Origin of the sequence: Acinetobacter portensis (assembly GCF_023158935.1) — a bacterium.
Lineage (GTDB): Bacteria > Pseudomonadota > Gammaproteobacteria > Pseudomonadales > Moraxellaceae > Acinetobacter > Acinetobacter faecalis.
This window is the reverse complement of sequence record NZ_CP096120.1, coordinates 672,507-694,510: the sequence shown is the minus strand read 5'-3', so window position 1 is coordinate 694,510 and position 22,004 is coordinate 672,507. Positions and strand designations below refer to the sequence as shown.

Genomic DNA, 22,004 nt, shown 5'->3' with positions numbered 1-22,004 from the left:
TTTATTTTGTGTACTAAGTCACAATTTTACTTCATACCAAAAATCAGCTTTATACCTAAAATTGTCATGACTCCACCTGCAATACGGTCAAATATTTTCTTAAATTTTAAATAGACTTTACGTGGTTTTTCTGCCGAAAGTGCCATAGCAACAAGCGAATACCAACCTGCGTCAATAAAGAAGCAAAGAATAGGTAAAACAAAATAGTAATATGTTGGAATTTCTTTTGGTAACAATGCAGTAAATACACTGGCTAAAATAATTGCAATTTTAGGATTACTTAATTGAACCACTAAACCCGATCTATACGCTTGTGAAAATGACATTCTTGTAGCAGGATCATTATTCATACTAATAGGTTCTTTCGCATGGCGAATAATTTTATAAGCAAGCCAAAGCAAATATATACCACCACATATTTTTAAAATTAAATATGCAGATGGCACAGCCAATAAAATAGCTTGTAAACCTAATACAGCCAATAAACCAAATAATGCTGCGCCCGTACCTGTACCTAAAGCCGTGAATAAACCATGTTTACGTGAAACAGCAATTGAATTTTTTGCGACATAAATAAATGCAGGACCAGGACTCACCGCACCTAACACTAGGGCAAAAGCAATCGAGCATAGAATTAAGAATGATTCCACAAAACACCTTGGAAATATGTGCAAAAATTTGTGCAAGTTTACGCTTTCACGTAGAAATTTGCTTTAAAAATTTAACAAGTGCATAAGGTTATTTCTGCTTTTCTTGTGTATTTTCTAACTTATCAACTTTATAGTCTTTGTCATGTGCAGGAACACCACCAATAATCATGGTTCGTGATTCTGTTTTGTGCTGTTGTGTCGTTTGTTGCGTATCACAAGCCACAATATTCAATAAGCCAAATGTCATTAAAACTAGGGTTGTATATTTCATATCAAATCCCTCTTCCTTATTCTCACTTTTAGCATAGCATTTGCGCTTAAAATTTAAACATTTTATTTTTATATTTAAGTTCTTTAAAACAAATAGATTCCTCTAGCATTTTATTTATCGTTAAAATTAGCCTTATATACATTAAAATATTTAAAATTTATGTTTAACGAAATTGCCGAAAATATCCCTGAACAACACATTTCAATGCACGGCGTTTCTATAACTATTAAACGTTTAGATTTAGTTCATCCTGCAATTTCAGGCAATAAATTCTTTAAGCTCAAATACAACTTTATAGAAGCAAAAAACTTAGGCTATTCAGGTGTATTAACCTTTGGCGGTGCATTTTCAAATCACATTGCTGCAACTGCATTTGCAGCACACCAGTTTGATTTTAAAAGTGTTGGAATTATTCGTGGTGAAGAACTCGCAAATAAATCTTTAAATCATACGTTAAAGACCGCACAAGAATTTGGCATGCAACTAAAATTCATTTCTCGTGAACAATATCGCTTAAAAGATTCATCTGAATTTTTAGCTAACTTAAAACAACAATATCCGAATTATTATATTATTCCTGAAGGTGGAACCAATGATCTTGCGATTCAAGGCTGCAAGGAAATTTTAACTAAACCGAACAAACACGACTTTGACTTAATTTGCTGTGCTGTAGGAACAGGCGGTACGATTACAGGCATTATTGAAGCGAGTTCAGAGCATCAAAAAATACTTGGATTTTCTGCGTTAAAAGGCAATTTTTTAACACAAGAAGTTCAAACAAAAACTCAAAAGAATAATTGGCAAATTACCGATGAATTTTGTTGTGGTGGTTACGCCAAAACCACACCTGAACTTTTAGCGTTTATGCAAAATTTTGAAGCAAAACTTGGAATTGAATTAGAACAAGTTTACACCGCAAAAATGCTATTTGGACTTTCGCAAATGATTCAACGAAAGCGGATTGATCCATCTACAAGAATTTTGGCAATTCATACAGGTGGCTTACAAGGTCGACTTAAATCAGAATAAGTCTGAAAGTCAGCGTAAAATTGTCTATAATGCCCTGCTTTTATCTCCTGTGAGTTTGTCATGTCTACAAATCAGTATGATGTCTTAGTTTTAGGTGCAGGTGCATCTGGTTTAATGACAGCTTATATGGCGGCTCAACGTGGGCGTAAAGTTGTTGTAGTTGAAAAAGCCAATAAAGTAGGTAAAAAAATTCTCATGTCTGGTGGTGGTAAATGTAACTTTACCAATCTATATGTAGAACCATCTAACTTCATTTCTCATAATCCGCATTTTGTTATTTCTGCTTTATCTCGATATACCAATTGGGATTTTATTGGCATGGTTTGCGAATATGGTATTGAGTATGAAGAACGCAAACATGGGCAATTATTCACCCAAAATGGTGCAAAAGAAATTTTGTCTATGCTCTTGGCAGAATGTGACAAAACAGGTTTAGTCGATATAAAAACAAACTGCGAAGTGAAAGCTGTAAATGCAATAGATGATCAAGGTTTTCAGGTTGCAACCAATATTGGTTATTTCCAAGCAGAATCTGTTGTGGTTGCTTCTGGTGGATTATCTATTCCAACTTTAGGCGGTTCTGCAATTGGTTATGAAATTGCTAAACAATTTGGTCACCATGTTTACCCTACTCGTGCAGGACTTGTTCCATTTACTTTCACAGATGGTTTTAAAGAAGTGACAACTCGCCTGAGTGGTAATGCGGTAGAAGCAACACTTTCAAATGACTTAAATAGTTTTACAGAAGCCTTATTATTCACGCATCGTGGTTTAAGTGGTCCAAGTTCACTACAACTTTCAAATTACTGGGATGCAGGTCAAAGCTTTAAAATTGACTTTTTACCATCTGTAGATTTAAAAGATTTCTTCAAAGTAAAAAAACAAAGTCAGCCAAAAGTTTTATTACGTACTTTACTTTCTGAATACTTCCCAAAAAGTGTGGTTGCAGAATTACAGCAACTTATTTGGGCGGAACAAGCAGAAATATCTATTGCCAATATTAGCGATGAAAAACTCGAGCACATTGCTTCACGTTTACATGCTTTTGAAGTTAAACCATCAGGAACTGAAGGTTATAGAACAGCAGAAGTCACTTTAGGTGGTGTAGATACAACCGAAGTTTCATCGAAAACAATGGAAAGTAAAAAACAAAAAGGCTTGTATTTTGTAGGTGAAATTTTAGATGTGACAGGACATTTAGGTGGTTTTAACTTCCAATGGGCATGGTCTTCTGCGCATGCCGCATCGGAATATGTTTAAGTAAACGTTATTCTAAATAGTCTGTTTTAAATAAAGAAGTTTTACTCTCTTGTACACGTTCAATTGTGCGATCCATTTTCTCTACCGCTTTTGCAATATGTAAAGGCGGCATTGAAGTATTTAAAGTTTTCATTACTGTATTCATCATTTTTAAAATCCCCATTTTAAAATTCCTTATTATGTCAAAATTTATATATTCAATAAAAATACTACATAAACATTAAGATTTTATTAAATTGCTATAATTTACAATAAACAAAATATACCAATATTTTAATTATCTTGATGTTACTCTGAATCTTTAGGTGTAGTGTCATGCTTTGCTTTCGGCTTATTTTTTGCAAAAACAAACCTATATGCACTAACAAGAAGCCCAGCTGTTAAGCCAGCGATCACTAAAGGTGCAACATTTTTACTGTTTTTTTTGTTCGCCATATTCACTCCTTGAATATTTAAAATATTAATTTTTACATCAACTTCTTACTTCTATTTTTACTTTTTTGTACGATATTTAGACTGCCATAGTTTTTATCTGTTTTACAATTTTTATTTGATAATTTTTGTACACAAAGCTTCTAGAATTTTTAGTTAAAATAGATATGTGCCTGTTACCTTTAAATTTGAGCTATACTGTGCGCCCAATTTATGCACTTTAAGAGTTATATGGCGTATCGTCAGCAAAGTGTAACGCTTGATCTAGACACTGACGTCACACATCAATGTTCATTGCACTACACTCGTGACCAACACTTAATTGGTATTATCGAGTTTAATAAACCATCTTATATTCTAAAATGGGGCGATTTGGAATATTTCCGTCGTCGTACAGAAGAGCTTTCTGTTATGCCATTTCCAGAATGTATTAATGCAATGGTCATCGACATTCGAAATATTGTTGCATTTCTAGATAATGAAGTTCCTATTATTCCGTGGCGTTTGCTTGAAGAAGAATGTCCTATTCGTCTTGTTGTTCCACATGACCGTTTGGAACATTACATGGGAATTTTTGAGCCAACATGGTTAACATCAGATGTTGAAACAGCAATTCAAGAACTCCGTGAGTTTATGGATATGTTTGTTCATTAAAATAGTTTTAATAAAAAAACCTCCAATTCGGAGGTTTTTTTATTTCCATAACTCCTCCCTTTCTTAAAGGGAGGTTGGGAGGGATTCGATTCTGAATAATATAGCCAATAGAATCCCCCCCAAACCCCTCCTTTTAATAAAAGAGGGGCTTCAAAACTATTACCAATAATTCTCAACGGCAATATTCCCTTCACCACGACGGTTCATGGTCAATCCGCGCGCTTTTAACGCTTCTTTGGTGTCTTCAACCATTTTAGGATTACCACACAGCATAATATGCGTTGTTTCAGGATTAAACTCTAAACCAACAGCCTTTTCTAATTCGCCATTTCCAATAAGTACAGGTAAACGATCATGCAAAGGTGCTTCTGGGTCACGCGTAATAATTGGTGTGAACTTAAAACCTGTATGCCCTTCACCAAATGTTTCAGCAATTTCTTGAATACGATCTGCATAAGCAAGTTCTGAAGCTGTACGTACGCTATAAACCAAATTAATATTTTTATAATTTTTCCATGTTTCAAAATCTTGAAGCATTGAAATAAATGGTGCTAAACCCGTACCTGTACCTAATAACCATAAGTCTTGTGGCAATGGTAATTGATAACGTGCAAGGGTTAAGTATCCATAAGGAATCTTTTCTAAATAAAGCTCATCGCCTACTTTTAAGTGCTGTAAGTTCGATGTAAATGCGCCATCTGGTACGACAATAGAAAAAAACTCTAATGTTTCATCAAATGGTGAAGAAACCACTGAATATGCACGTACAACAAGCTCATCTCCCACTTTTAAACCAATACGAGCAAATTGACCTGCTGTAAATTTAAAATGCGATGGACGTGTCATGGTGAAACTAAAGAGTGTATTGGTCCAACGATGTACAGATAAAACTTTTTCTAGACTAAATTTTTCAAATGACATGATTTGTACGTGGCATGAAAGACTGCGCTCATGTTAGCATGGCATTATAATTTGTGAATAACTTTAAATGTTAAGGCTCAACCCATGCGCATGACATTACGCCAATTGGCTGTTTTTGTAGCAGTCGCTCAGGAAGGTACAGTCACTAAAGCTAGTGATGCAGTAAAGCTCACTCAAAGTGCTGCAAGTATGGCTTTAGCAGACCTAGAAGATGGCTTAGGTGCTCCTCTGTTTGACCGCTTAGGTAAACGACTGCAACTTAATGACTTAGGTCGTTTTTTGCTTCCCCAAGCCCTCGAAATTTTAGGTCGATGTGATGCTTTTGAACAAGCAGCGAAAGGCGAGCTTCAAAGTATCGATTTAAGACTGGGTGCAACACTGACTATTAGTGATTATTTGATGCCTGATCTTATGGCGAATTTCTTAAAAGTTCAGCCCCAAGCTCACCTACAACTTCAAGTAGGCAATACGCGTCAAATGATTGAAGCTGTTAATCAATTCCAGCTTGATTTAGCGCTCATTGAAGGCTCATGTCATTTACCTCAACTGCAATGTATTCATTGGCGTGATGATGAATTAGCTGTATGTTGCTCACCAGATCATCCTTTAGCAAAATTAAATCGTGCATTAACGATTAATGATTTTAAAGATGTGCAATGGATTTTACGTGAGGAAGGTTCAGGTACACGTGAAGTATTCGACAATGCCATTTTAAAAGACCTACCCGATGCAAACATTCGTTTAACCTTAGGCCATAACGAAGCAATTTTAAAAATTGTTGCAGGCGGTTTGGGAATGTCTTGTATTTCTAAACTTGCAATTGAGCCTTTACTTGAAAAAGAGCAGCTTGTTATTTTAGAAACACCTTTTTGGCAATTGGCTCGACCATTATACATGCTCGTCCATCGTCAAAAATACCAAGGCCCTGGTCTAAAAGCATTTATGAAATATTGCGACGAATAATCTAAAAAATTAAATAAAAAAGTGCCTTCATGGCACTTTTTTATTATCTAATAAATAACTAAAACTGAAAAATCCATAGACTATCGCCCAAACTGTCTTTCACACGGCACACCGTCATTATTGCCATCCATTTTCACATTTGGACAGTGTCTTAAAAAATATACGGCTTCTTCATAAGAACGCATCTGTGAACAATGTGTTCGACCATCACAGCTAAATGACTGATTCTTTTCTACAGCCTTTTGCCTTTCTATATAAACAGATTGAACTCTGCGCTCTTCTTTTTCAGGTAATGGAACAATATCTGGTAAATGACTTAAACCTTCTTTTATTTTTTCTGTTGCTTGTAGCTGCTCTTCTTTCAACTGTTCAACTTTAGCTTGTTGATTAAGCTGATAAGTTTGATATTTTTCGTAAACCTTGTAACCCAATACAACAATAATAACTAAACCAATTATAGTAATGATTTTCCCTAAATAGCCTTTAGATTCTCTAGGCTCTCTAGATTTATATTGATGATATTCTTCATGCATCACATCAATAGCATCTAATTCTGAATCGCTATAATCTGCACGCACAATATAAACAGCTTTGCGTTTACCAAATTCTTCCGCAATACGAAATTTTAATGATTCACCAATTTGTGGCTCAACTTGTCTATTTGGAAAATCTTTAATATGAAAAAATAAATCTCTATCATCATTTTCTATTTCAATAAAACCAAATCCTCTATCTTGATGGTAACTCTTAACTTTCCCCTCAGAAAACATAAATACCCCCTATTTTTATAGTTTATTATTCTAATAAAAAAAGAGGCATATCGCCTCTTTTAAAATTCATTATTTTATAAATTTACTTAAATAACATCAGTATTATTTACGGAAGTTTGATAATAGCGATGTTGTAATCGACTTATTATGTGTTGCGATCTTTGTTTTTTTCGCTTTTGCAGACTTATCTTCAACACGTGCAATTTTTACAGCTTTAAATTTATCGCCATTTTCAACAGCAATAAATTGTACACGCTCGTTACGCTTAGGTTCGCCTTCGGCAGCAGGAAAATCTGAAATATGGAAAAAGATATCTCCTTCAGCCGTACCAATAAAGCCGAAGCCTTTAGCAGAATCGTACTGTTTAATTTTACCCTGATGAACTTCATCTTTCATATTCATTACCCTATTCTTAAAACCAATCTATGCATTATATAAAAAAGAGGCTGTAGAAGCCCCTTTTTTAATTCATCTTAAAATTAATCTTTTTGTACAGAACCAAAGATTTTATCGCCTGCATCACCAAGACCAGGAACAATATAACCTTGCTCGTTTAAGCCATCATCAATTGAAGCTGTAAACATTACTACATCTGGATGTGCTTCTTCTACGCGCTTAATACCTTCTGGTGCCGCAACAAGAACCATAACACGAATATCTTTACAGCCACTTGCTTTCAATACATCAATTGCTGCTACTAAAGATGAACCTGTTGCAAGCATTGGATCAATGATCATTGCAATACGGTTTTCTACATCTGGTACTAATTTTTTATAATATGTACGTGCTTCTAAAGTTTTTTCATCACGCTCTAAACCAAGTACCGAAACTTTTGCGCTTGGAATGAGGTTCAAGAAACCATCTAACATGCCAATACCAGCACGTAAAATTGGTACAACTGTAATTTTTTTACCCGCAATACGCTGAGTTGTCACTGGACCAGCCCAACCATCAATTTCATGATCGCACATTGGTAAGTCTTTAGTCGCTTCATAAGTAAGTAACATTGTTACTTCTTGAGCAAGCTCACGGAAGTTTTTAGTACTAATTTCAGCACGACGAAGTAAACCAAGTTTATGTCGAATTAATGGATGTTGAATTTCATGGATAGCCACGGGAGAACACCTAAAAGGGTAAATAAATTTTCACCATTATAAATGTATTTTGCCTTTTGAAAAAATAAAAAAGCCCCCAATTTGGAGGCTTTTTTAAATTACGTCGATCTTTTATCTAGATTAACGTGAACTCATCATCATATGTAGCGGAGATAAAATTTCAGATTGTACAGCTAAGCTAATAATTGGATCTGGATAAATACCAATCACCAATACAGCTAGAGCAGCTAACAACACCATAATACCGCCCACTTTTTGACCCCAATGATCTACAGCATCAATACGTGGGTTTTCTGGTGGTGTCATGTACATTACGATAATTACACGTAAGTAGTAATACAAGCCAATACCTGAACCTAACACAATCATTGCAGCAAGGAACCAATGTTGAGCTGTAACAGCAGCCATTACAATAAGGAACTTACCAATGAAGCCTGCTGTTAATGGAATACCAGCAAGTGATAGCATCATTACTGTTAATACAGCAGTTAATACTGGACGACGCCAGAATAAACCACGGTACTCAGCAAGACTCTCTGCTTCATCTGAATTGTTATATGGGCTAGACATAAGCGCTACAACACCAAATGCACCAATTGTAGTAATTACATACGTAATCACGTAAACAGATACATTACCAAGGCTTGCAAACGTTAAGCTAATTAAACCAATTAACAAGTAACCAAAATGAGCAATTGAAGAGTAAGCTAAAATACGTTTTAAGTTCACTTGACGAACTGCAAGTAAGTTACCTACAACAATAGATAACACAGCAATAACAGTTAAAATTGTTACTACAGATTGAACTGCAATTGCACCTGAAGAAAGTAAATAACGTACAAACAAACCAATTGTTGCAACTTTCGCAGCTGTTGCCAAGAAAGTTACGATTGGCGCTGGAGCACCGGCATAAACGTCTGGTGTCCATTTATGGAATGGCGCAAGAGACAATTTAAATGCTACAGCAAAAATAATGAATGCCATACCAATCAACACAAGCGGTTGATTTAGGTTTTGCAACAATGCTTGAACAGAATCATAGAATGATAATGAACCTGTGTACGCATAAATATATGCCATACCCATTAATAGCATTGCAGAAGCTGTTGCTGAAAGTACAAGATACTTCACACCTGCTTCTAAAGATTTAGAACGCTGATGCGTATATGCCAATAAGCCATATACAGGAATCGACATTAACTCAAGGCTAATGAAGAAAGAAGCATAATGAGAACTTGCAACCATTAACATTGCACCCGTTACCGAGCCCAACATTAAAATATACAATTCTTCGCGGTTGTCTTTATATGACTCAATATAAGCATGAGACAAAGTACAACAAGCAAGTGCTGCAATTAAAATTAACAACTGATAAAGCATTGTAAATGGATCAACCATAAACATGCCCATCACGTTTGATGGCGTAAATGAGCCACCAAACATTGTGATTAAAATTAAACCAACAGCAAGGTTTAAACCAACCACTGAAGCTGTTGCAATTAAATTATGATTACGTTTAATTGCAGTGAGAATCATCACGACGATCATAGTCAACGCTACGATCATCACAGGAGCCAATGGCATAAGCTCAGAAAATGACATTGTGAAGTTCATGACTTATTGGATCCCCACATTTTCAGGTTGAATAGCTGCTTGTTGAACAACTTCAACGACTTCTTGAACTGGGATGTAGCTATGAGCCAACCACGCCATGCTTGAATTAGAAATATCAAGGAATGATTGTGGGTAGATACCAAGCCATACAAGACCAAGAGCACATACTAGAAGAATAACAACTTCACGCGCATTTAAGTCTTTTAACGGACTTGCATAATGTTGTTTTTGTTCTTCATTTGGCGTACCAAATAATGTTTTGTGAATCAGGATTAAACCGTAAAGACCTGCAAACACTAAACTTACAGCAGCAATAATTGTGAATACTGGGAACTTAGCGAATGAACCCATAAGAATCAGGAATTCACCAATAAAGTTACCTAAACCAGGAATACCCACAAGTGCAGCAACGAAGAACATTAAGAAGAATGGTAAATATTGGAATTGACCACGAATACCGCCCATAAGACGTAAATCACGTGTATGTAAACGCTCGTACACTTGACCACACATAATGAACAATGCAGCAGATGATAAGCCATGCGCTAACATCATGATCATTAAGCCTTGGAACGTAAGGACATTACCTGCATAAATTGCAAGTAATACGAAGCCCATGTGCGAAATAGATGTGTACGCAAGTAAGCGTTTCATATCTGTTTGCTGGAATGCACACCAAGCACCGTAGAAAATACCAATTAAACCTAGAATAATTGCAATATCTGCAAATTGTGCAGAAGCCGCTGGGAAGAATGGAATTACGAAACGTAATAAACCATAAGCAGCAGTCTTAATTAAGATACCTGCAAGATCGACAGAACCCGCTGTAGGTGCTTGAGCATGCGCATCTGGTAACCAACCGTGTAATGGGAAAACAGGAAGTTTTACCGCAAAACCGATAAATAAACAGATCATGAAGCCATAAGCAAATGCAGGATACGTCGCTTCTAATTGGTGAGCAGCCATTAATAAATCATTATAAGCAAAGCTAATTTGACCTGTAACAGCCATCGCATTAAAGATCACAAGACCTAAAATACCAATAAGCATGATTAGACCAGCGACTTGCGTATAAATGAAGAATTTAGTTGCAGCATAAACGCGTGACTTACCATCTGCTCCTGAATGACCCCAAAGTGCGATCAAGAAGTAGATAGGTACAAGCATCATCTCCCAGAAGAAGAAGAACAAGAACAAGTCAATTGCTAAGAATACGCCAATTACACCACCTAAAGACCATAAAAGGTTTAAGTGGAAGAAGCCAACATTCTTCTGAATTTCACCCCATGAACAGCCAACTGCAAGTACACCCAGTAATGCAGTTAAACCAACCATAAGAAGTGATAAACCATCCACAGCTAAGTGAATGTTAATGCCTAAAGATTTAATCCATTCAAGATGGAATTCTGCTGCCCAAACTGGTGTTGACTGTAAAGAATAGTCATAACCACCCTGAGCCCAAAGCACAACGGTAAGCACTAATGTAACAAGCATACCAATAAGTGCGATGTAACGCGGTAAGTGTTGGTCAACCTTGTCGACTAACCAACATGCAAAACCTGCAATGAACGGTACAAGGATCAGTGCGGGTAAAATCCAATTGTTTGTGATTTCCATCTTATTTCCCCACAACCTGAGTCACGATCAAAATCATCAATAACACAATAATGCCCAAAGCCATGCTTGATGCATATTCGCGTAACGAACCAGTTTGACGTGAACTTGTAAAGCTATGACCACCTTTAACAATAGCTGGTAGCATTAACCACAAACCATCAATTGGATCACGACCTAAAATCTTCGCAAGAAGTAAGTATGGTTTTACAAATACGATGTCATACAGCGCATCAAAACCAAGTGCATTACGACAGATATTTACAAGACCAGCACCGAAGCAAGTGTTTGCAAATGCTTGAACTGCTTTATATGCAAAAGCAAATAAGATTACACCAACCACAAGACCTGTTAATGCAACTGCAATAGCGACATATTCAGCACCATGTGCACCAGCTTCTAAAGCTTCTGGAATAATAAATGCTGGAATGCGAGCTGCATCAAGAATGCTCATTACAGGCGCTTTCAATACAATTGCAGCACCAGTAGAAAGCACAGCAAGAATTGATAAAGGCAACCAATAAGTCACGCCTTTAATTTCGTGATATGCAGTTTTTTCTTCACCAAAGAATACAACCCAAATTAAACGGAATGTATAAATTGAAGTTAAGAAAGCACCTGCTACACCTGCCCAATATAGGCAGTTATAAAGTGGAATACCTGCAATATGACTTTGTGTCCAAACTGCAGCTAAAATTGCATCTTTCGAGAAGAAACCAATCGTTAAGAATGGAATCGCTGCCAATGCACCGCCACCAATCGCGAAGCAAGCGAATAAGAATTTATTACGCTTGAACAAACCACCCATTTTGAAGATGTTTTGTTCGTGATGGTAAGCAAGAATCACCGCACCTGAAGACAAGAATAATAATGCCTTAAAGAATGCGTGAGTAAGCATGTGGAATAAACCTGCTTGGTACGCTTCAGCACCAACAGCCATAAACATATAACCTAACTGACTCATTGTTGAGTAAGCCAAAATACGTTTGATGTCTGTTTGAACCAATGCTGCAAAGCCAGCTACAAGTAATGTCACAGCACCTGTTACAGAAATGAATAACATCACTTCTGGCGCAAGTTCAAATACTGAGAACATACGGCAGCATAAGTAAACACCCGCTGTAACCATTGTTGCTGCGTGAATTAATGCAGATACTGGTGTAGGACCAGCCATCGCATCTGCCAACCATGTTTGCAATGGAATTTGAGCAGATTTACCAGCAGCACCTAAGAACAACATTAAAGCTGTCCAAATGGTAATAGATGAACTTTGTGTCATCACATTTGCTGCATTTTCTACGATGTATTGCGTATTTAACGTACCAAATTGTTGATATAACAAGAACAGTGCGATAAGTAAGAATACGTCACCAACACGCGTAACAGTGAATGCTTTAATTGCAGCAAAACCGTTTGCAGGTGTTTGGTAGTAGTAACCAATAAGCAAGTATGAGCAAAGACCAACGCCTTCCCAACCTAAGAATAACAATGCTAAGTTGTCGCCTAATACTAAAAGCAACATGCTTGTTACGAATAAGTTGAAATAAGAGAAGAAACGCGCGAAGTCTTCTTCACCACGCATATACCATGATGCAAAGATGTGAATTAAGAAACCCACACCTGTAATCATGCCCATCATTAATAATGATAGACCATCTAAATGTAAACTAAAGCCTGGTGCTAAACCTGCAACATTGAACCAAGTCCAAAGATGTTGAGTTGTTGCAACCGATCCATTATTTACAAAATCGATGCCTGCAATAAGTGCAAATAAAGCTGAAAGTCCAACAGAACCTACACCAATAATTGCAGCTACATTTTCAGGAAGCTTGTTGCGTCCTGCCGCTAAAAGGATAAAACCAATGAGCGGAAATAATACTGTTAGATATAAATAACTCATCCGCGCATCTCACTAGCAGCATCCACATCCAAATGATGGAAGCGATGGTAAAACTGAAGCACGATCGCAAGGCCGATACACGCCTCTGCCGCAGCAAGCGTTAAGATCAAGATGAACATGATTTGGCCATCTGGTTGTGCCCATGCACTACCTGCCAATACAAACGCTAAAGCAGCAGCGTTCATCATGATTTCAAGGCTCATTAAAATAAATAATAGGTTGCGTCGAACCATTACACCGTAAAAACCAAGTGCAAAAAGAATGGTCGCAACGATCAAACCGTGTTCTAAAGGAATGTGACCCATTATTCTTTTTCCTCTTCAGCACTTGGTTCACGTTTACCGATATGAAATGCTGCAACAAGTGCTGCTAGCAATAACATTGCGGCAACTTCAACCAACAATAAGTAGTGAGTAAAGAGCGCTTGACCAACTTCTTTAGGACCAACAATTTCTTGTCCCATAAGTGCAACACTTTGTGTGTAGTCAGATCCAAGCATCCAAACAAGTAATAAGCCCATTAAGAAGCTCATTAATGCAGGATATGCCCATGCAGATGATGTTAACCATTTGCTTTCTTGTTCAACTGTATCTTGACCAAGGTTAAGCATCATCACAACGAACACGAATAACACCATGATCGCGCCAGCATAAACAATAATTTCAAGCGCACCAGCAAATGGTGCACCAACGATCATGAACATACCTGCAACAGCAAGTAATGACACGATCAAGCTTAATAAAGCGTGTACAGGGTTCGTGTTTGTTACAACACGAACTGTAGAGACAATGGCCACAAGTGCCATCAAATAAAATGGCCACATCATGGTAATAGACTCCGTACATCAACTGGCGCACTTTCACGTTGCGCTTGACCTTTATCTTTACCGTTTACAGCCATACCCGTTACGCGGTAGAAGTTATAGTCAGGATATTTACCAGGACCTGAAATAAGTAAGTTTTCTTTCTCATATACAAGGTCTTGACGCACATACTCACCTAATTCGAAATCAGGTGTCATTTGAATTGCAGTCGTTGGACATGCTTCTTCACACATACCGCAGAAAATACAACGTGAGAAGTTGATACGGAAAAACTCTGGGTACCAACGACCATCTTCTTTTTCTGCTTTTTGTAGTGAAATACAACCTACTGGGCAAGCAACCGCACATAAGTTACAAGCAACACAACGCTCTTCACCATCTGGGTCGCGTGTTAACACAATACGACCACGGAAACGTGGTGGCACGATATCTTCAGCTTTCACTTCCGGATATAAAATGGTGTCACGTTTACGTGTCACATGGCTAAACACCATAAATAACGAACGAACGATTGACCCAAATCCAGCTAGAAACTTAAACATTTTATTCTCCCTGCTGTCTTAGGCCTGATTCATCAGAATCATAGCACCAGTAACCAAAAGGTTTACCAATGCCAATGGCAAGCAAATTTTCCAACCAAAATTCATTACTTGGTCATAACGTGGACGCATTAATGAACCACGTGCCAATACAAACATCATTACAAAGAATGCTGTTTTAATGATGAACCAGAATGCAGCTGGAATGAATGGAATATCTAAGTTGAATGGCGCTAACCAACCACCAAAGAACAAAGTTACGATAAGTGCTGAAATAAGTACCACGTTCACATATTCTGCAACGAAGAACATACCCCATTTCATACCACCGTACTCTACATGGTAACCTTCTGCCAATTCTTGTTCAGCTTCTGGTTGGTCAAATGGATGACGGTGAGTTACCGCAACACCCGCAACCACAAAGATTAAGAAACCTAAGAATTGTGGAATCACAAACCAAACATCTTTCTGAGCTTCTACAATTTCACGCATGTTGAATGAGCCTGCAATTGCAACCACACCCATTAGTGAAATACCCAAGAACACTTCGTAAGAAATAGTTTGAGCCGCAGAACGTAAACCACCAAGTAACGCATATTTGTTATTTGATGACCAACCACCGAAAAGTACTGCATAAACTGCAATACCTGCCATTGCCATAAAGAACAATAAGCCAATGCTCATGTCTGCAACACCTAAATAAGGTGATACAGGAATAACCATGAAAGATAGCACCGCAGTTGCCATCGCAACTGCTGGAGCCATACGGAAAGTTAATTTGTCTACGAATTTTGGTGTCCAGTCTTCTTTGAACATGATTTTAAGCATGTCGGCAACAATCTGGAACATACCACCCGGACCTACACGGTTCGGACCATAACGGTCTTGCCATAAGCCCAGTAAACGACGCTCAATAAAAGACATCAAAGCTGCAATCAGTACTACAACAAGTAAGATTACAATCGCTTGCAGAACTGAATAGGCGATTGGCCAGTTTTCAGCCCAAATCGGCGTTTGACGGATTAATTCTTGTTCCATGAATTACGCTCCTACCGCGACTGAAACAGGCTCTGCAAGAGATACCGTTGGTGCTAGACCAATTGGGTAACCAATATAACCTGTTGGTAAGTATTCAATCACTTGAACAGGAAGAACAATTGAAGTGTCCCCTGCTTTAACAGTAATTGTTTGACCATCTTGGACATTCAAGCGTGCTGCATCTTGCTCACCTACTGCAAATACTGCATCAGGAATACGCGATTCCATTGCAGGTGTTTTCACAGTAAATTCACCAGAACCAAAGATATGATGCATAGGTACAAGGCGGAAGCTTTCGGCATTCACAAGCACAGGTGCTGGAGCTACGAAAGTACGCACAGGACGTTTAGCTAAACGATCAAATAAACGAACACCTGAATCACCACCTTTTAATGAACCACCCACTTTATCTTGGAATTTGTTCCAAGCTTGCGGAGAGTTCCAACCTGCAGACCATGCAAATGGTACAAGCGGAGACGGAGTTTGATTACCTACATAACCTTCCATAGAGAAAGTTAATGCAGAATCTTTATCCGTAGGTTGCTTAGGCTCATGAATAGACAATGGCGCACGCATAGATGTACGACCAGAGTAACGGCGTGGTTCACGAGCAACTTTAAGACCATGTACACGGAAGCCAGCATCTGGCGCTACATCTTGAATTGCTTCTAAAGCAGGTACGTTTTTCGTAATCGTTTCAATGACATCATCAAGAACAGTCCAAGAAATCGCTTTGCCTTTCACGCCTGTTTCTAAAGCGTGTAACCAGCGCCAAGATTCTTTGATTGCAAGTTCAGGTTTGTAGTAGCTTGGGTCATACACTTGGTAGAAACGTTGTGCACGGCCTTCTTGCGATACCACAGTACCATCACCTTCAGCGAAGCTTGCAGCAGAAAGAACAACAGATGCTTTCTTCACAGTTGCTGTTTCAGCATGATCAAGCACAATCACATCTTTCGCTTTCGCTAAAGCTGCATCCACTTGTTTTGCTGGTAAACGACGGTAAAGGTCATTTTCTACAACAATAATTGCATCATAATCTTGTGCAAATGCTTGCTCTAGGCTGTTACCGCCTAAAATTGCTAAGCCCATTGAGTTCACTTCAGGAACAGTCAATGTAAGACCTGCATTACCAAGATTCTGCGCAACTTGTGCAGCAGCTTCCATAATTGCAGCGTCTTGTAAGCTTGTACCAGAGATAATCAATGGCTTTTTCGCAGCTTTTAATGTGTCAGCAATGGTTTGAGCAAATGCTTTTGCATCTTCATCAAGACCAGTAACTGTTTCACCAACAACTGCAGCAGCAACCGCAAAGCCTAAACGCGCGATATCGTTAGGAGAAGCAACAACTTCACCCGTTGCAACATCCGCTAAGCGTGTTTGCGTTGCAGCAAGAATGTAAATTGGAGATTTTTCATCTTGACCAATACGTTGAACAGGTTCTGCCAACCATTCTTGAGTGCGACGTTCTGCAGCCATTTCTTTTGCTTTATTTTTCGCAGCTTGGCGAACAGATAAAGCCATACGTGGCGCAGTTTGAGTTAAATCTTCACCCAAAATCAACACAGCATCATAGCTTTCAATTTCACGCATATTCGGGTTGTAAACACCCTCTGTTTGCATAATTGAAGCTGCTAATTCAACAAGACTTTGCTCTTTTTGAGACATACCTGTTGAATAGTTTTCTTGACCCACTAATTCACGAAGCGCGAAGTTAGATTCAAGAGATGCACGTGGTGAACCAATACCCAATACTTTTTTTCCTTGGATATTTTCAATAACTGTATCAAGTGCTTTGTCTACAGAAACTGTAGTTACGTTGTCACCTGTACGGAATTGTGGTTGACGAGGACGATCAGCGTTATTCACATAACCTGTACCGAAACGACCTTTATCGCATAGGAAGTATTGGTTTACTTCACCGTTGAAACGGTTTTCTACACGACGTAATTCGCCATAACGCTCACCCGGAGAAATGTTACAACCTGAAGAACAGCCTTGGCATACGCTTGGCGCATACTGCATGTCCCATTTACGGTTGTAGCGTTCAGAATGAGTTTTATCTGTGAACACACCTGTTGGACATACTTCAGTCAAGTTACCAGAGAATTCAGATTCTAAAGTACCTGATTCTGGACGACCAAAGTAAACACGTGATGCACTTGCATACACGCCAAAGTCTGTACCACCGGCATAATCTTTGTAGTAACGAACACAACGGTAACATGCGATACAACGGTTCATTTCATGAGAAATAAACGAGCCTAGCTCTTGGTTGTAATGCGTACGTTTTGTGAAACGGTAACGACGACGATCATGCTGTGTCATCACAGTCATATCTTGTAAATGACAATGACCACCTTCTTCACATACTGGACAGTCGTGTGGGTGGTTTGTCATTAAAAATTCAACAATAGAAGCACGAAAATCTTTTGCTTCTTTGTCTTCAATCGAAATATAGGTATTGTCAGACGCAGGCGTCATACATGACATAACCAAGCGACCACGTGTATCTTCCGGGTTCGCATATTGGGTCACAGCACATTGACGGCAAGAACCGACAGAACCTAAGGATGGATGCCAACAAAAGTATGGAATATCAATACCCAAAGACAAACATGCTTGTAGCAAGTTCTCTGAACCATCGACTTCATACGATTTGCCATCGACATGAATTGTAGCCATAGTCGAATTCCTTAAGCTTGTTCTACGTTGCTAATTTGAGCAGCAGCATCAACTACTTTTGCTTCAAATTCGCCACGGAAATGTTTGAGTGCGCCCATAAGCGGTTCCATCGCACCAGGTGCGTGAGCACAGAAAGTTTTACCAATCCAAAGCTTACGAGTAAGTTCTTGTAAGTGGTCGATATCTTCTTTCTTACCTGTGCCATCTTCAAGTGCTTTAAGCGCTTTAACAGCCCAAGGTAAACCATCACGACATGGTGTACAGAAACCACAAGATTCACGTGCAAAGAATTCTTCTAAGTTACGTGTTGCAGAAACCATACATTGAGTTTCATCAACAACCATAAGCAAACACGTACCTAAACGTGAACCTGCTTTCATAATGCTTTCAGCATCCATTGGCAAGTCAATGTGTTCAGCCGCTAAGAAATCAGTCGAAGCACCACCTGGTAACCATGCTTTAAGCTTTAAGCCATCACGCATACCGCCCGCATGATCTTCGATCACTTCGCGCGCAGTTGTACCAAATGGAAGTTCCCATAAACCAGGGAATTTCACTTTACCTGATGCACCATAAATTTTTGTGCCTGGATCTTTCGATTTACCTTCAGATAAACCGATATACCATTCAGGACCACGAAGCATAATTGCTGGTAAGTTGTTGTACGTCTCTACGTTGTTCACAATTGTAGGACGACCCCAAGCACCTGCAACTTGTGGGAATGGTGGTTTAGTACGAGGGTTTGCACGACGACCTTCAAGCGAGTTAATTAATGCAGTTTCTTCACCACAAATATAACGACCCGCGCCAGTATGTACGTGTAAATCGAAGTTCCAACCTGTACCTAAGATGTTGTCACCTAAGTAACCTTTAGCACGAACTTGCTCTAATGCTTCATTTAAGTATTGAGCAGCTTCAATGTATTCACCACGGATGAAGATATAACCTTGTGTTGCTTCAAGCGTATAGCCTGCAATCAACATACCTTCTATCAATTGATGTGGAAGTTTTTCCATCAACAAACGGTCTTTGAAAGTACCCGGTTCCATTTCATCGGCATTACAGATCAGGTAACGAGGACCACCATCATTTGGTGCCATCAATGACCATTTAATCCCTGCTGGGAAACCTGCACCACCACGGCCTTTTACAGTTGCAGCTTTAATTACATCTAATACTTCAGCAGGTTTCATGCCTAATGCTTTTTTAAAGCCTGCATAACCTTCTAAAGCTTCGTAATCGTCTGCACTGCGTACTGCTTCCTGTTTACTCAAACGCCATGTTAATGGATGAGTTTCTGGGTTGCCGTCGCCATAAATTGGTTTTGGTTCAGTATTCATACATACTTCTCCAATAACTGTTTAACTGAAGAAACTTCCACTAAACCGTGAGTATCTTCATTAATCATTAAGGTTGGACCTTTGTCGCAGTTACCTAAACAGCAAATTGGCAAAATAGTAAAACGACCATCAGCGGTAGTTTGACCAAATGAAATGCCTAATTCACGTTGAAAAGCTTCTGCTAAAGTTTCCGCGCCCATTAAGAAGCATGCAATTGAATCACATAATAAAATTACGTTGCGACCTACAGGTTGGCGATAAATACGGTTATAGAAAGTAGCAACACCTTCTAAATCTGCAACTGTCATGCTTAACATTTGAGCAATTGCATTCATTTGCGCATCATCTACCCAACCATTACGGCGTTGTACACACTTCAATGCATCTAAACATGCAGCACGTGGGTACGGATAGTGACCAATGTGATGTTCAATTTCATGAATTTCTTCCGAAGTTAAAATTCCTTCAACCGTCACACGTGGTTTTTTATCTGTCAAAATCATCATAATGCGTTTACCCCTTAGCGATCCACGTCAGCCATTACGACGTCAATTGTCGCCAAATAAATGATCAAGTCAGACATTAAGCTGCCGTTAATCACAGAAGGCATTTGCTGTAAATGCGTGAAGGTTGGTGTACGAATACGAGTACGGTAACTCATTGTTGACTTATCAGAAGTCAAGTAGTAGTTAGACGCACCTTTTACCACTTCAGCCATTACAGATGCTTCACCTGCAGGCATTACAGGACCCCAAGATACGCTCAAGAAGTGCGTAATTAGAGTTTCAATATCTTGTAATGTCTTATCTTTTGGTGGTGGAACAGCCAATGGATGATCAGCTTTATAAGCACCAGAAGGCATGTTATCTAAACATTGCTTAATGATTTTCAGTGATTCTTCAATTTCACGGAAGTGAACCATTACGCGCGCATAAGCATCGCCTTCGTACTCTAATGGCACATCAAAGTCATAATTTTCGTAACCGCTATACGGACGATATTTACGAACGTCGAAATCGATACCTGTAGCACGTAAACCAGTACCAGTTACACCCCAAGCCAATGCAGATTTAGCATCATATTGCGCTACACCTTGTGTACGACCCATGAATACAGAGTTGCGTAAAGCAGCTGTGTAGTATTCATTCATACGCTTCGGCATCCAATCAAGGATTTCACGGATGAGATGTTGCCAGTTATTTGGAAGATCGTGCGCAGTACCGCCAATACGGAACCAAGCTGGATGCATACGGTAACCAGTGATCGCTTCAATTGCGTCATAAATCTTTTGACGATCGGCGAACATATAGAATACTGGTGTCATACCGCCGGCATCCTGAATCGCTGTACCAATAAACAATAAGTGGTTATTAATACGGAACAATTCAGACATCATTACACGAATACATTGTGCACGGTCAGGAACAGTAATTCCTGCCATTTGCTCTACGCCCATTACATAAGGCATGTTTTGAGCACAACCACCTAGGTAGTCGACACGGTCTGTATACGGAATGAATGAATGCCAAGTTTGACGTTCAGCCATCTTTTCCACACCACGGTGGTGATAACCGATGTCAGGCACACAGTCTTTCACTTCTTCACCGTCCAACTGCAAGACAATACGGAATGCACCGTGCGCAGATGGATGGTTAGGACCCAAGTTCAAGAACATGAAATCTTCATCATCATTTCCACGTTTTAGACCCCAATCTTCAGGTACAAAACGTAAATGTTCTTGTTCGAAATCTTGTTTCGCTTGGTTTTGCATGTACGGCGTATATTCAGTCGCACGTGCAGAGTATTCTTTACGAAGTGGATGACCTTCCCAATATGTAGGTAACAAAATACGACGGAGCATTGGATGCCCTTCGAAATTAATACCGAACATATCGTAAGCTTCACGCTCGTACCAGTTGGCATTTGGCCAAATGTTGGTTGCTGTAGGAAGATTTACATCATTCTCACTTAATGCAACTTTAATACGAATATCACTATTTCGTTCTAACGATAACAAGTGATAGAACACTGTAAAGTCAGATGCAGGTAAACCGTCACGGTGTGTACGTAAACGCTCATCTACAGCAGATAAGTCGAATAACATCACATAAGGACGATCAACTTTACGCAAGAACATTAAAACGTCTTGTACACGCGCGCGCTCAACCCAGACTGTTGGAAAATCTTCAAAAGTCGTTTGCACATAGAAGTTCTCACCAAATTTGGTTTTGAGCTCTTCTACAATTGCAAATGCAGGGCGTGAATCAACTGGAGTTGATTCTGGCATAGCAATGTCAGTTTCAGCCATTGGCTTGGCTTCCTATTTTATACAAATTCAGTCAATTAAAACGACAACTACACCCTTACAGGTGCATCAAAAATTTGT

Annotated in this window: 23 protein-coding genes; 4 read left to right on the top strand and 19 right to left on the bottom strand. The window is 38.8% G+C overall.

Features of this window, described 5'->3' with window-relative positions; genetic code table 11:
- Positions 1-26: 26 nt before the first annotated feature.
- The gene (locus tag MZO21_RS03570; RefSeq protein WP_248101617.1) at positions 27-650 is read right to left on the bottom strand and encodes a LysE family translocator; all 624 of its coding nucleotides are present in this window, start codon (positions 648-650) and stop codon (positions 27-29) included.
- An 88-nt stretch (positions 651-738) separates the two neighbouring features.
- Positions 739-921: an NF038215 family lipoprotein gene (locus MZO21_RS03565; RefSeq protein ID WP_154772537.1), complete on the bottom strand. Its 183-nt coding sequence runs from the start codon at positions 919-921 to the stop codon at positions 739-741.
- A 159-nt stretch (positions 922-1,080) separates the two neighbouring features.
- Between MZO21_RS03565 and MZO21_RS03560 the strand changes: the two genes are divergently transcribed.
- Both MZO21_RS03560 and MZO21_RS03555 read left to right on the top strand, forming a co-directional pair.
- Positions 1,081-1,950 (top strand): 1-aminocyclopropane-1-carboxylate deaminase/D-cysteine desulfhydrase, encoded by an 870-nt coding sequence (locus tag MZO21_RS03560; protein ID WP_248101620.1) that lies wholly within the window; start codon positions 1,081-1,083, stop codon positions 1,948-1,950.
- A gap of 60 nt (positions 1,951-2,010) precedes the next feature.
- On the top strand, positions 2,011-3,210 hold the full coding sequence (locus tag MZO21_RS03555) for an NAD(P)/FAD-dependent oxidoreductase (RefSeq protein ID WP_248101622.1): 1,200 nt from the start codon (positions 2,011-2,013) through the stop codon (positions 3,208-3,210).
- A gap of 7 nt (positions 3,211-3,217) precedes the next feature.
- On the opposite strand, the gene MZO21_RS03550 is transcribed toward MZO21_RS03555, so the two are convergent.
- Together MZO21_RS03550 and MZO21_RS03545 are read right to left on the bottom strand one after the other, a co-directional pair.
- Positions 3,218-3,358: a hypothetical protein gene (locus MZO21_RS03550; RefSeq protein ID WP_154772534.1), complete on the bottom strand. Its 141-nt coding sequence runs from the start codon at positions 3,356-3,358 to the stop codon at positions 3,218-3,220.
- Positions 3,359-3,498: 140 nt separating this feature from the next.
- Positions 3,499-3,645, bottom strand: coding sequence for a hypothetical protein (locus MZO21_RS03545; RefSeq protein WP_248101625.1), 147 nt, complete (start codon positions 3,643-3,645; stop codon positions 3,499-3,501).
- 228 nt (positions 3,646-3,873) lie between these two features.
- On the opposite strand from MZO21_RS03545, the gene MZO21_RS03540 reads away from it, so the two are divergent.
- A complete protein-coding gene (locus MZO21_RS03540) occupies positions 3,874-4,296 on the top strand; it encodes a hypothetical protein (protein ID WP_154772533.1) in 423 nt (140 codons plus the stop codon).
- A gap of 159 nt (positions 4,297-4,455) precedes the next feature.
- On the opposite strand, the gene MZO21_RS03535 is transcribed toward MZO21_RS03540, so the two are convergent.
- Positions 4,456-5,217, bottom strand: coding sequence for a ferredoxin--NADP reductase (locus MZO21_RS03535; RefSeq protein ID WP_248101628.1), 762 nt, complete (start codon positions 5,215-5,217; stop codon positions 4,456-4,458).
- An 84-nt stretch (positions 5,218-5,301) separates the two neighbouring features.
- Here MZO21_RS03535 and gigC point away from each other — a divergent pair, with 84 nt between their 5' ends.
- Entirely contained in the window at positions 5,302-6,180 is an 879-nt protein-coding gene (gigC, locus tag MZO21_RS03530) for a LysR family transcriptional regulator (protein WP_248101631.1), read from the top strand.
- Between the two features lie 80 nt (positions 6,181-6,260).
- Here gigC and MZO21_RS03525 read toward each other — a convergent pair whose 3' ends face one another.
- From MZO21_RS03525 to nuoC, 14 genes are all read right to left on the bottom strand, one after another.
- A complete protein-coding gene (locus tag MZO21_RS03525) occupies positions 6,261-6,950 on the bottom strand; it encodes a cold shock domain-containing protein (RefSeq protein ID WP_248101634.1) in 690 nt (229 codons plus the stop codon).
- Positions 6,951-7,052: 102 nt separating this feature from the next.
- Positions 7,053-7,346 carry a cold shock domain-containing protein gene (locus MZO21_RS03520; protein ID WP_154772529.1) on the bottom strand — a complete coding sequence of 98 codons (294 nt, stop codon included), beginning with the start codon at positions 7,344-7,346 and terminating at the stop codon, positions 7,053-7,055.
- An 83-nt stretch (positions 7,347-7,429) separates the two neighbouring features.
- Positions 7,430-8,065 carry a uracil phosphoribosyltransferase gene (gene upp, locus MZO21_RS03515; protein ID WP_248101637.1) on the bottom strand — a complete coding sequence of 212 codons (636 nt, stop codon included), beginning with the start codon at positions 8,063-8,065 and terminating at the stop codon, positions 7,430-7,432.
- A 120-nt stretch (positions 8,066-8,185) separates the two neighbouring features.
- Positions 8,186-9,679 carry an NADH-quinone oxidoreductase subunit NuoN gene (gene nuoN / locus MZO21_RS03510; RefSeq protein ID WP_154772528.1) on the bottom strand — a complete coding sequence of 498 codons (1,494 nt, stop codon included), beginning with the start codon at positions 9,677-9,679 and terminating at the stop codon, positions 8,186-8,188.
- Between the two features lie 3 nt (positions 9,680-9,682).
- Positions 9,683-11,290, bottom strand: a complete 1,608-nt coding sequence (gene nuoM / locus MZO21_RS03505; RefSeq protein ID WP_248101753.1) for an NADH-quinone oxidoreductase subunit M — start codon at positions 11,288-11,290, stop codon at positions 9,683-9,685.
- Between the two features lie 7 nt (positions 11,291-11,297).
- Positions 11,298-13,193 carry an NADH-quinone oxidoreductase subunit L gene (nuoL, locus tag MZO21_RS03500; RefSeq protein ID WP_154772526.1) on the bottom strand — a complete coding sequence of 632 codons (1,896 nt, stop codon included), beginning with the start codon at positions 13,191-13,193 and terminating at the stop codon, positions 11,298-11,300.
- Positions 13,190-13,498, bottom strand: coding sequence for an NADH-quinone oxidoreductase subunit NuoK (gene nuoK / locus MZO21_RS03495; protein ID WP_154772525.1), 309 nt, complete (start codon positions 13,496-13,498; stop codon positions 13,190-13,192). The genes nuoL and nuoK overlap by 4 nt, the downstream gene beginning before the upstream one ends.
- The gene (gene nuoJ, locus MZO21_RS03490) at positions 13,498-14,016 is read right to left on the bottom strand and encodes an NADH-quinone oxidoreductase subunit J (protein WP_248101755.1); all 519 of its coding nucleotides are present in this window, start codon (positions 14,014-14,016) and stop codon (positions 13,498-13,500) included. The genes nuoK and nuoJ overlap by 1 nt, the downstream gene beginning before the upstream one ends.
- Positions 14,016-14,558, bottom strand: coding sequence for an NADH-quinone oxidoreductase subunit NuoI (gene nuoI / locus MZO21_RS03485; protein WP_154772523.1), 543 nt, complete (start codon positions 14,556-14,558; stop codon positions 14,016-14,018). Before nuoI ends, nuoJ begins: the two co-directional genes overlap by 1 nt.
- Positions 14,559-14,576: 18 nt before the next feature.
- On the bottom strand, positions 14,577-15,593 hold the full coding sequence (gene nuoH / locus MZO21_RS03480; protein ID WP_154772522.1) for an NADH-quinone oxidoreductase subunit NuoH: 1,017 nt from the start codon (positions 15,591-15,593) through the stop codon (positions 14,577-14,579).
- A 3-nt stretch (positions 15,594-15,596) separates the two neighbouring features.
- Positions 15,597-18,278, bottom strand: a complete 2,682-nt coding sequence (gene nuoG, locus MZO21_RS03475) for an NADH-quinone oxidoreductase subunit NuoG (protein WP_248101639.1) — start codon at positions 18,276-18,278, stop codon at positions 15,597-15,599.
- A gap of 11 nt (positions 18,279-18,289) precedes the next feature.
- Positions 18,290-19,618, bottom strand: a complete 1,329-nt coding sequence (gene nuoF / locus MZO21_RS03470) for an NADH-quinone oxidoreductase subunit NuoF (protein WP_248101642.1) — start codon at positions 19,616-19,618, stop codon at positions 18,290-18,292.
- Entirely contained in the window at positions 19,615-20,124 is a 510-nt protein-coding gene (gene nuoE / locus MZO21_RS03465; RefSeq protein WP_154772519.1) for an NADH-quinone oxidoreductase subunit NuoE, read from the bottom strand. The genes nuoF and nuoE overlap by 4 nt, the downstream gene beginning before the upstream one ends.
- A gap of 14 nt (positions 20,125-20,138) precedes the next feature.
- Positions 20,139-21,926 (bottom strand): NADH-quinone oxidoreductase subunit C/D, encoded by a 1,788-nt coding sequence (gene nuoC / locus MZO21_RS03460; protein ID WP_154772518.1) that lies wholly within the window; start codon positions 21,924-21,926, stop codon positions 20,139-20,141.
- Between the last annotated feature and the right edge of the window lie 78 nt (positions 21,927-22,004).

Bases quoted from the DNA above. Each gene is read 5' to 3' on its own strand.
- MZO21_RS03565 (WP_154772537.1), bottom strand. From the start codon at position 921: ATGAAATATACAACCCTAGTTTTAATGACATTTGGCTTATTGAATATT.
- MZO21_RS03560 (WP_248101620.1), top strand. From the start codon at position 1,081: ATGTTTAACGAAATTGCCGAAAATATCCCTGAACAACACATTTCAATG.
- MZO21_RS03555 (WP_248101622.1), top strand. From the start codon at position 2,011: ATGTCTACAAATCAGTATGATGTCTTAGTTTTAGGTGCAGGTGCATCT.
- MZO21_RS03550 (WP_154772534.1), bottom strand. From the start codon at position 3,358: ATGATGAATACAGTAATGAAAACTTTAAATACTTCAATGCCGCCTTTA.
- MZO21_RS03545 (WP_248101625.1), bottom strand. From the start codon at position 3,645: ATGGCGAACAAAAAAAACAGTAAAAATGTTGCACCTTTAGTGATCGCT.
- MZO21_RS03540 (WP_154772533.1), top strand. From the start codon at position 3,874: ATGGCGTATCGTCAGCAAAGTGTAACGCTTGATCTAGACACTGACGTC.
- MZO21_RS03535 (WP_248101628.1), bottom strand. From the start codon at position 5,217: ATGTCATTTGAAAAATTTAGTCTAGAAAAAGTTTTATCTGTACATCGT.
- gigC (WP_248101631.1), top strand. From the start codon at position 5,302: ATGCGCATGACATTACGCCAATTGGCTGTTTTTGTAGCAGTCGCTCAG.
- MZO21_RS03525 (WP_248101634.1), bottom strand. From the start codon at position 6,950: ATGTTTTCTGAGGGGAAAGTTAAGAGTTACCATCAAGATAGAGGATTT.
- MZO21_RS03520 (WP_154772529.1), bottom strand. From the start codon at position 7,346: ATGAAAGATGAAGTTCATCAGGGTAAAATTAAACAGTACGATTCTGCT.
- nuoN (WP_154772528.1), bottom strand. From the start codon at position 9,679: ATGAACTTCACAATGTCATTTTCTGAGCTTATGCCATTGGCTCCTGTG.
- nuoL (WP_154772526.1), bottom strand. From the start codon at position 13,193: ATGAGTTATTTATATCTAACAGTATTATTTCCGCTCATTGGTTTTATC.
- nuoK (WP_154772525.1), bottom strand. From the start codon at position 13,498: ATGGGTCACATTCCTTTAGAACACGGTTTGATCGTTGCGACCATTCTT.
- nuoJ (WP_248101755.1), bottom strand. From the start codon at position 14,016: ATGTGGCCATTTTATTTGATGGCACTTGTGGCCATTGTCTCTACAGTT.
- nuoI (WP_154772523.1), bottom strand. From the start codon at position 14,558: ATGTTTAAGTTTCTAGCTGGATTTGGGTCAATCGTTCGTTCGTTATTT.
- nuoH (WP_154772522.1), bottom strand. From the start codon at position 15,593: ATGGAACAAGAATTAATCCGTCAAACGCCGATTTGGGCTGAAAACTGG.
- nuoG (WP_248101639.1), bottom strand. From the start codon at position 18,278: ATGGCTACAATTCATGTCGATGGCAAATCGTATGAAGTCGATGGTTCA.
- nuoF (WP_248101642.1), bottom strand. From the start codon at position 19,618: ATGAATACTGAACCAAAACCAATTTATGGCGACGGCAACCCAGAAACT.
- nuoE (WP_154772519.1), bottom strand. From the start codon at position 20,124: ATGATGATTTTGACAGATAAAAAACCACGTGTGACGGTTGAAGGAATT.
- nuoC (WP_154772518.1), bottom strand. From the start codon at position 21,926: ATGGCTGAAACTGACATTGCTATGCCAGAATCAACTCCAGTTGATTCA.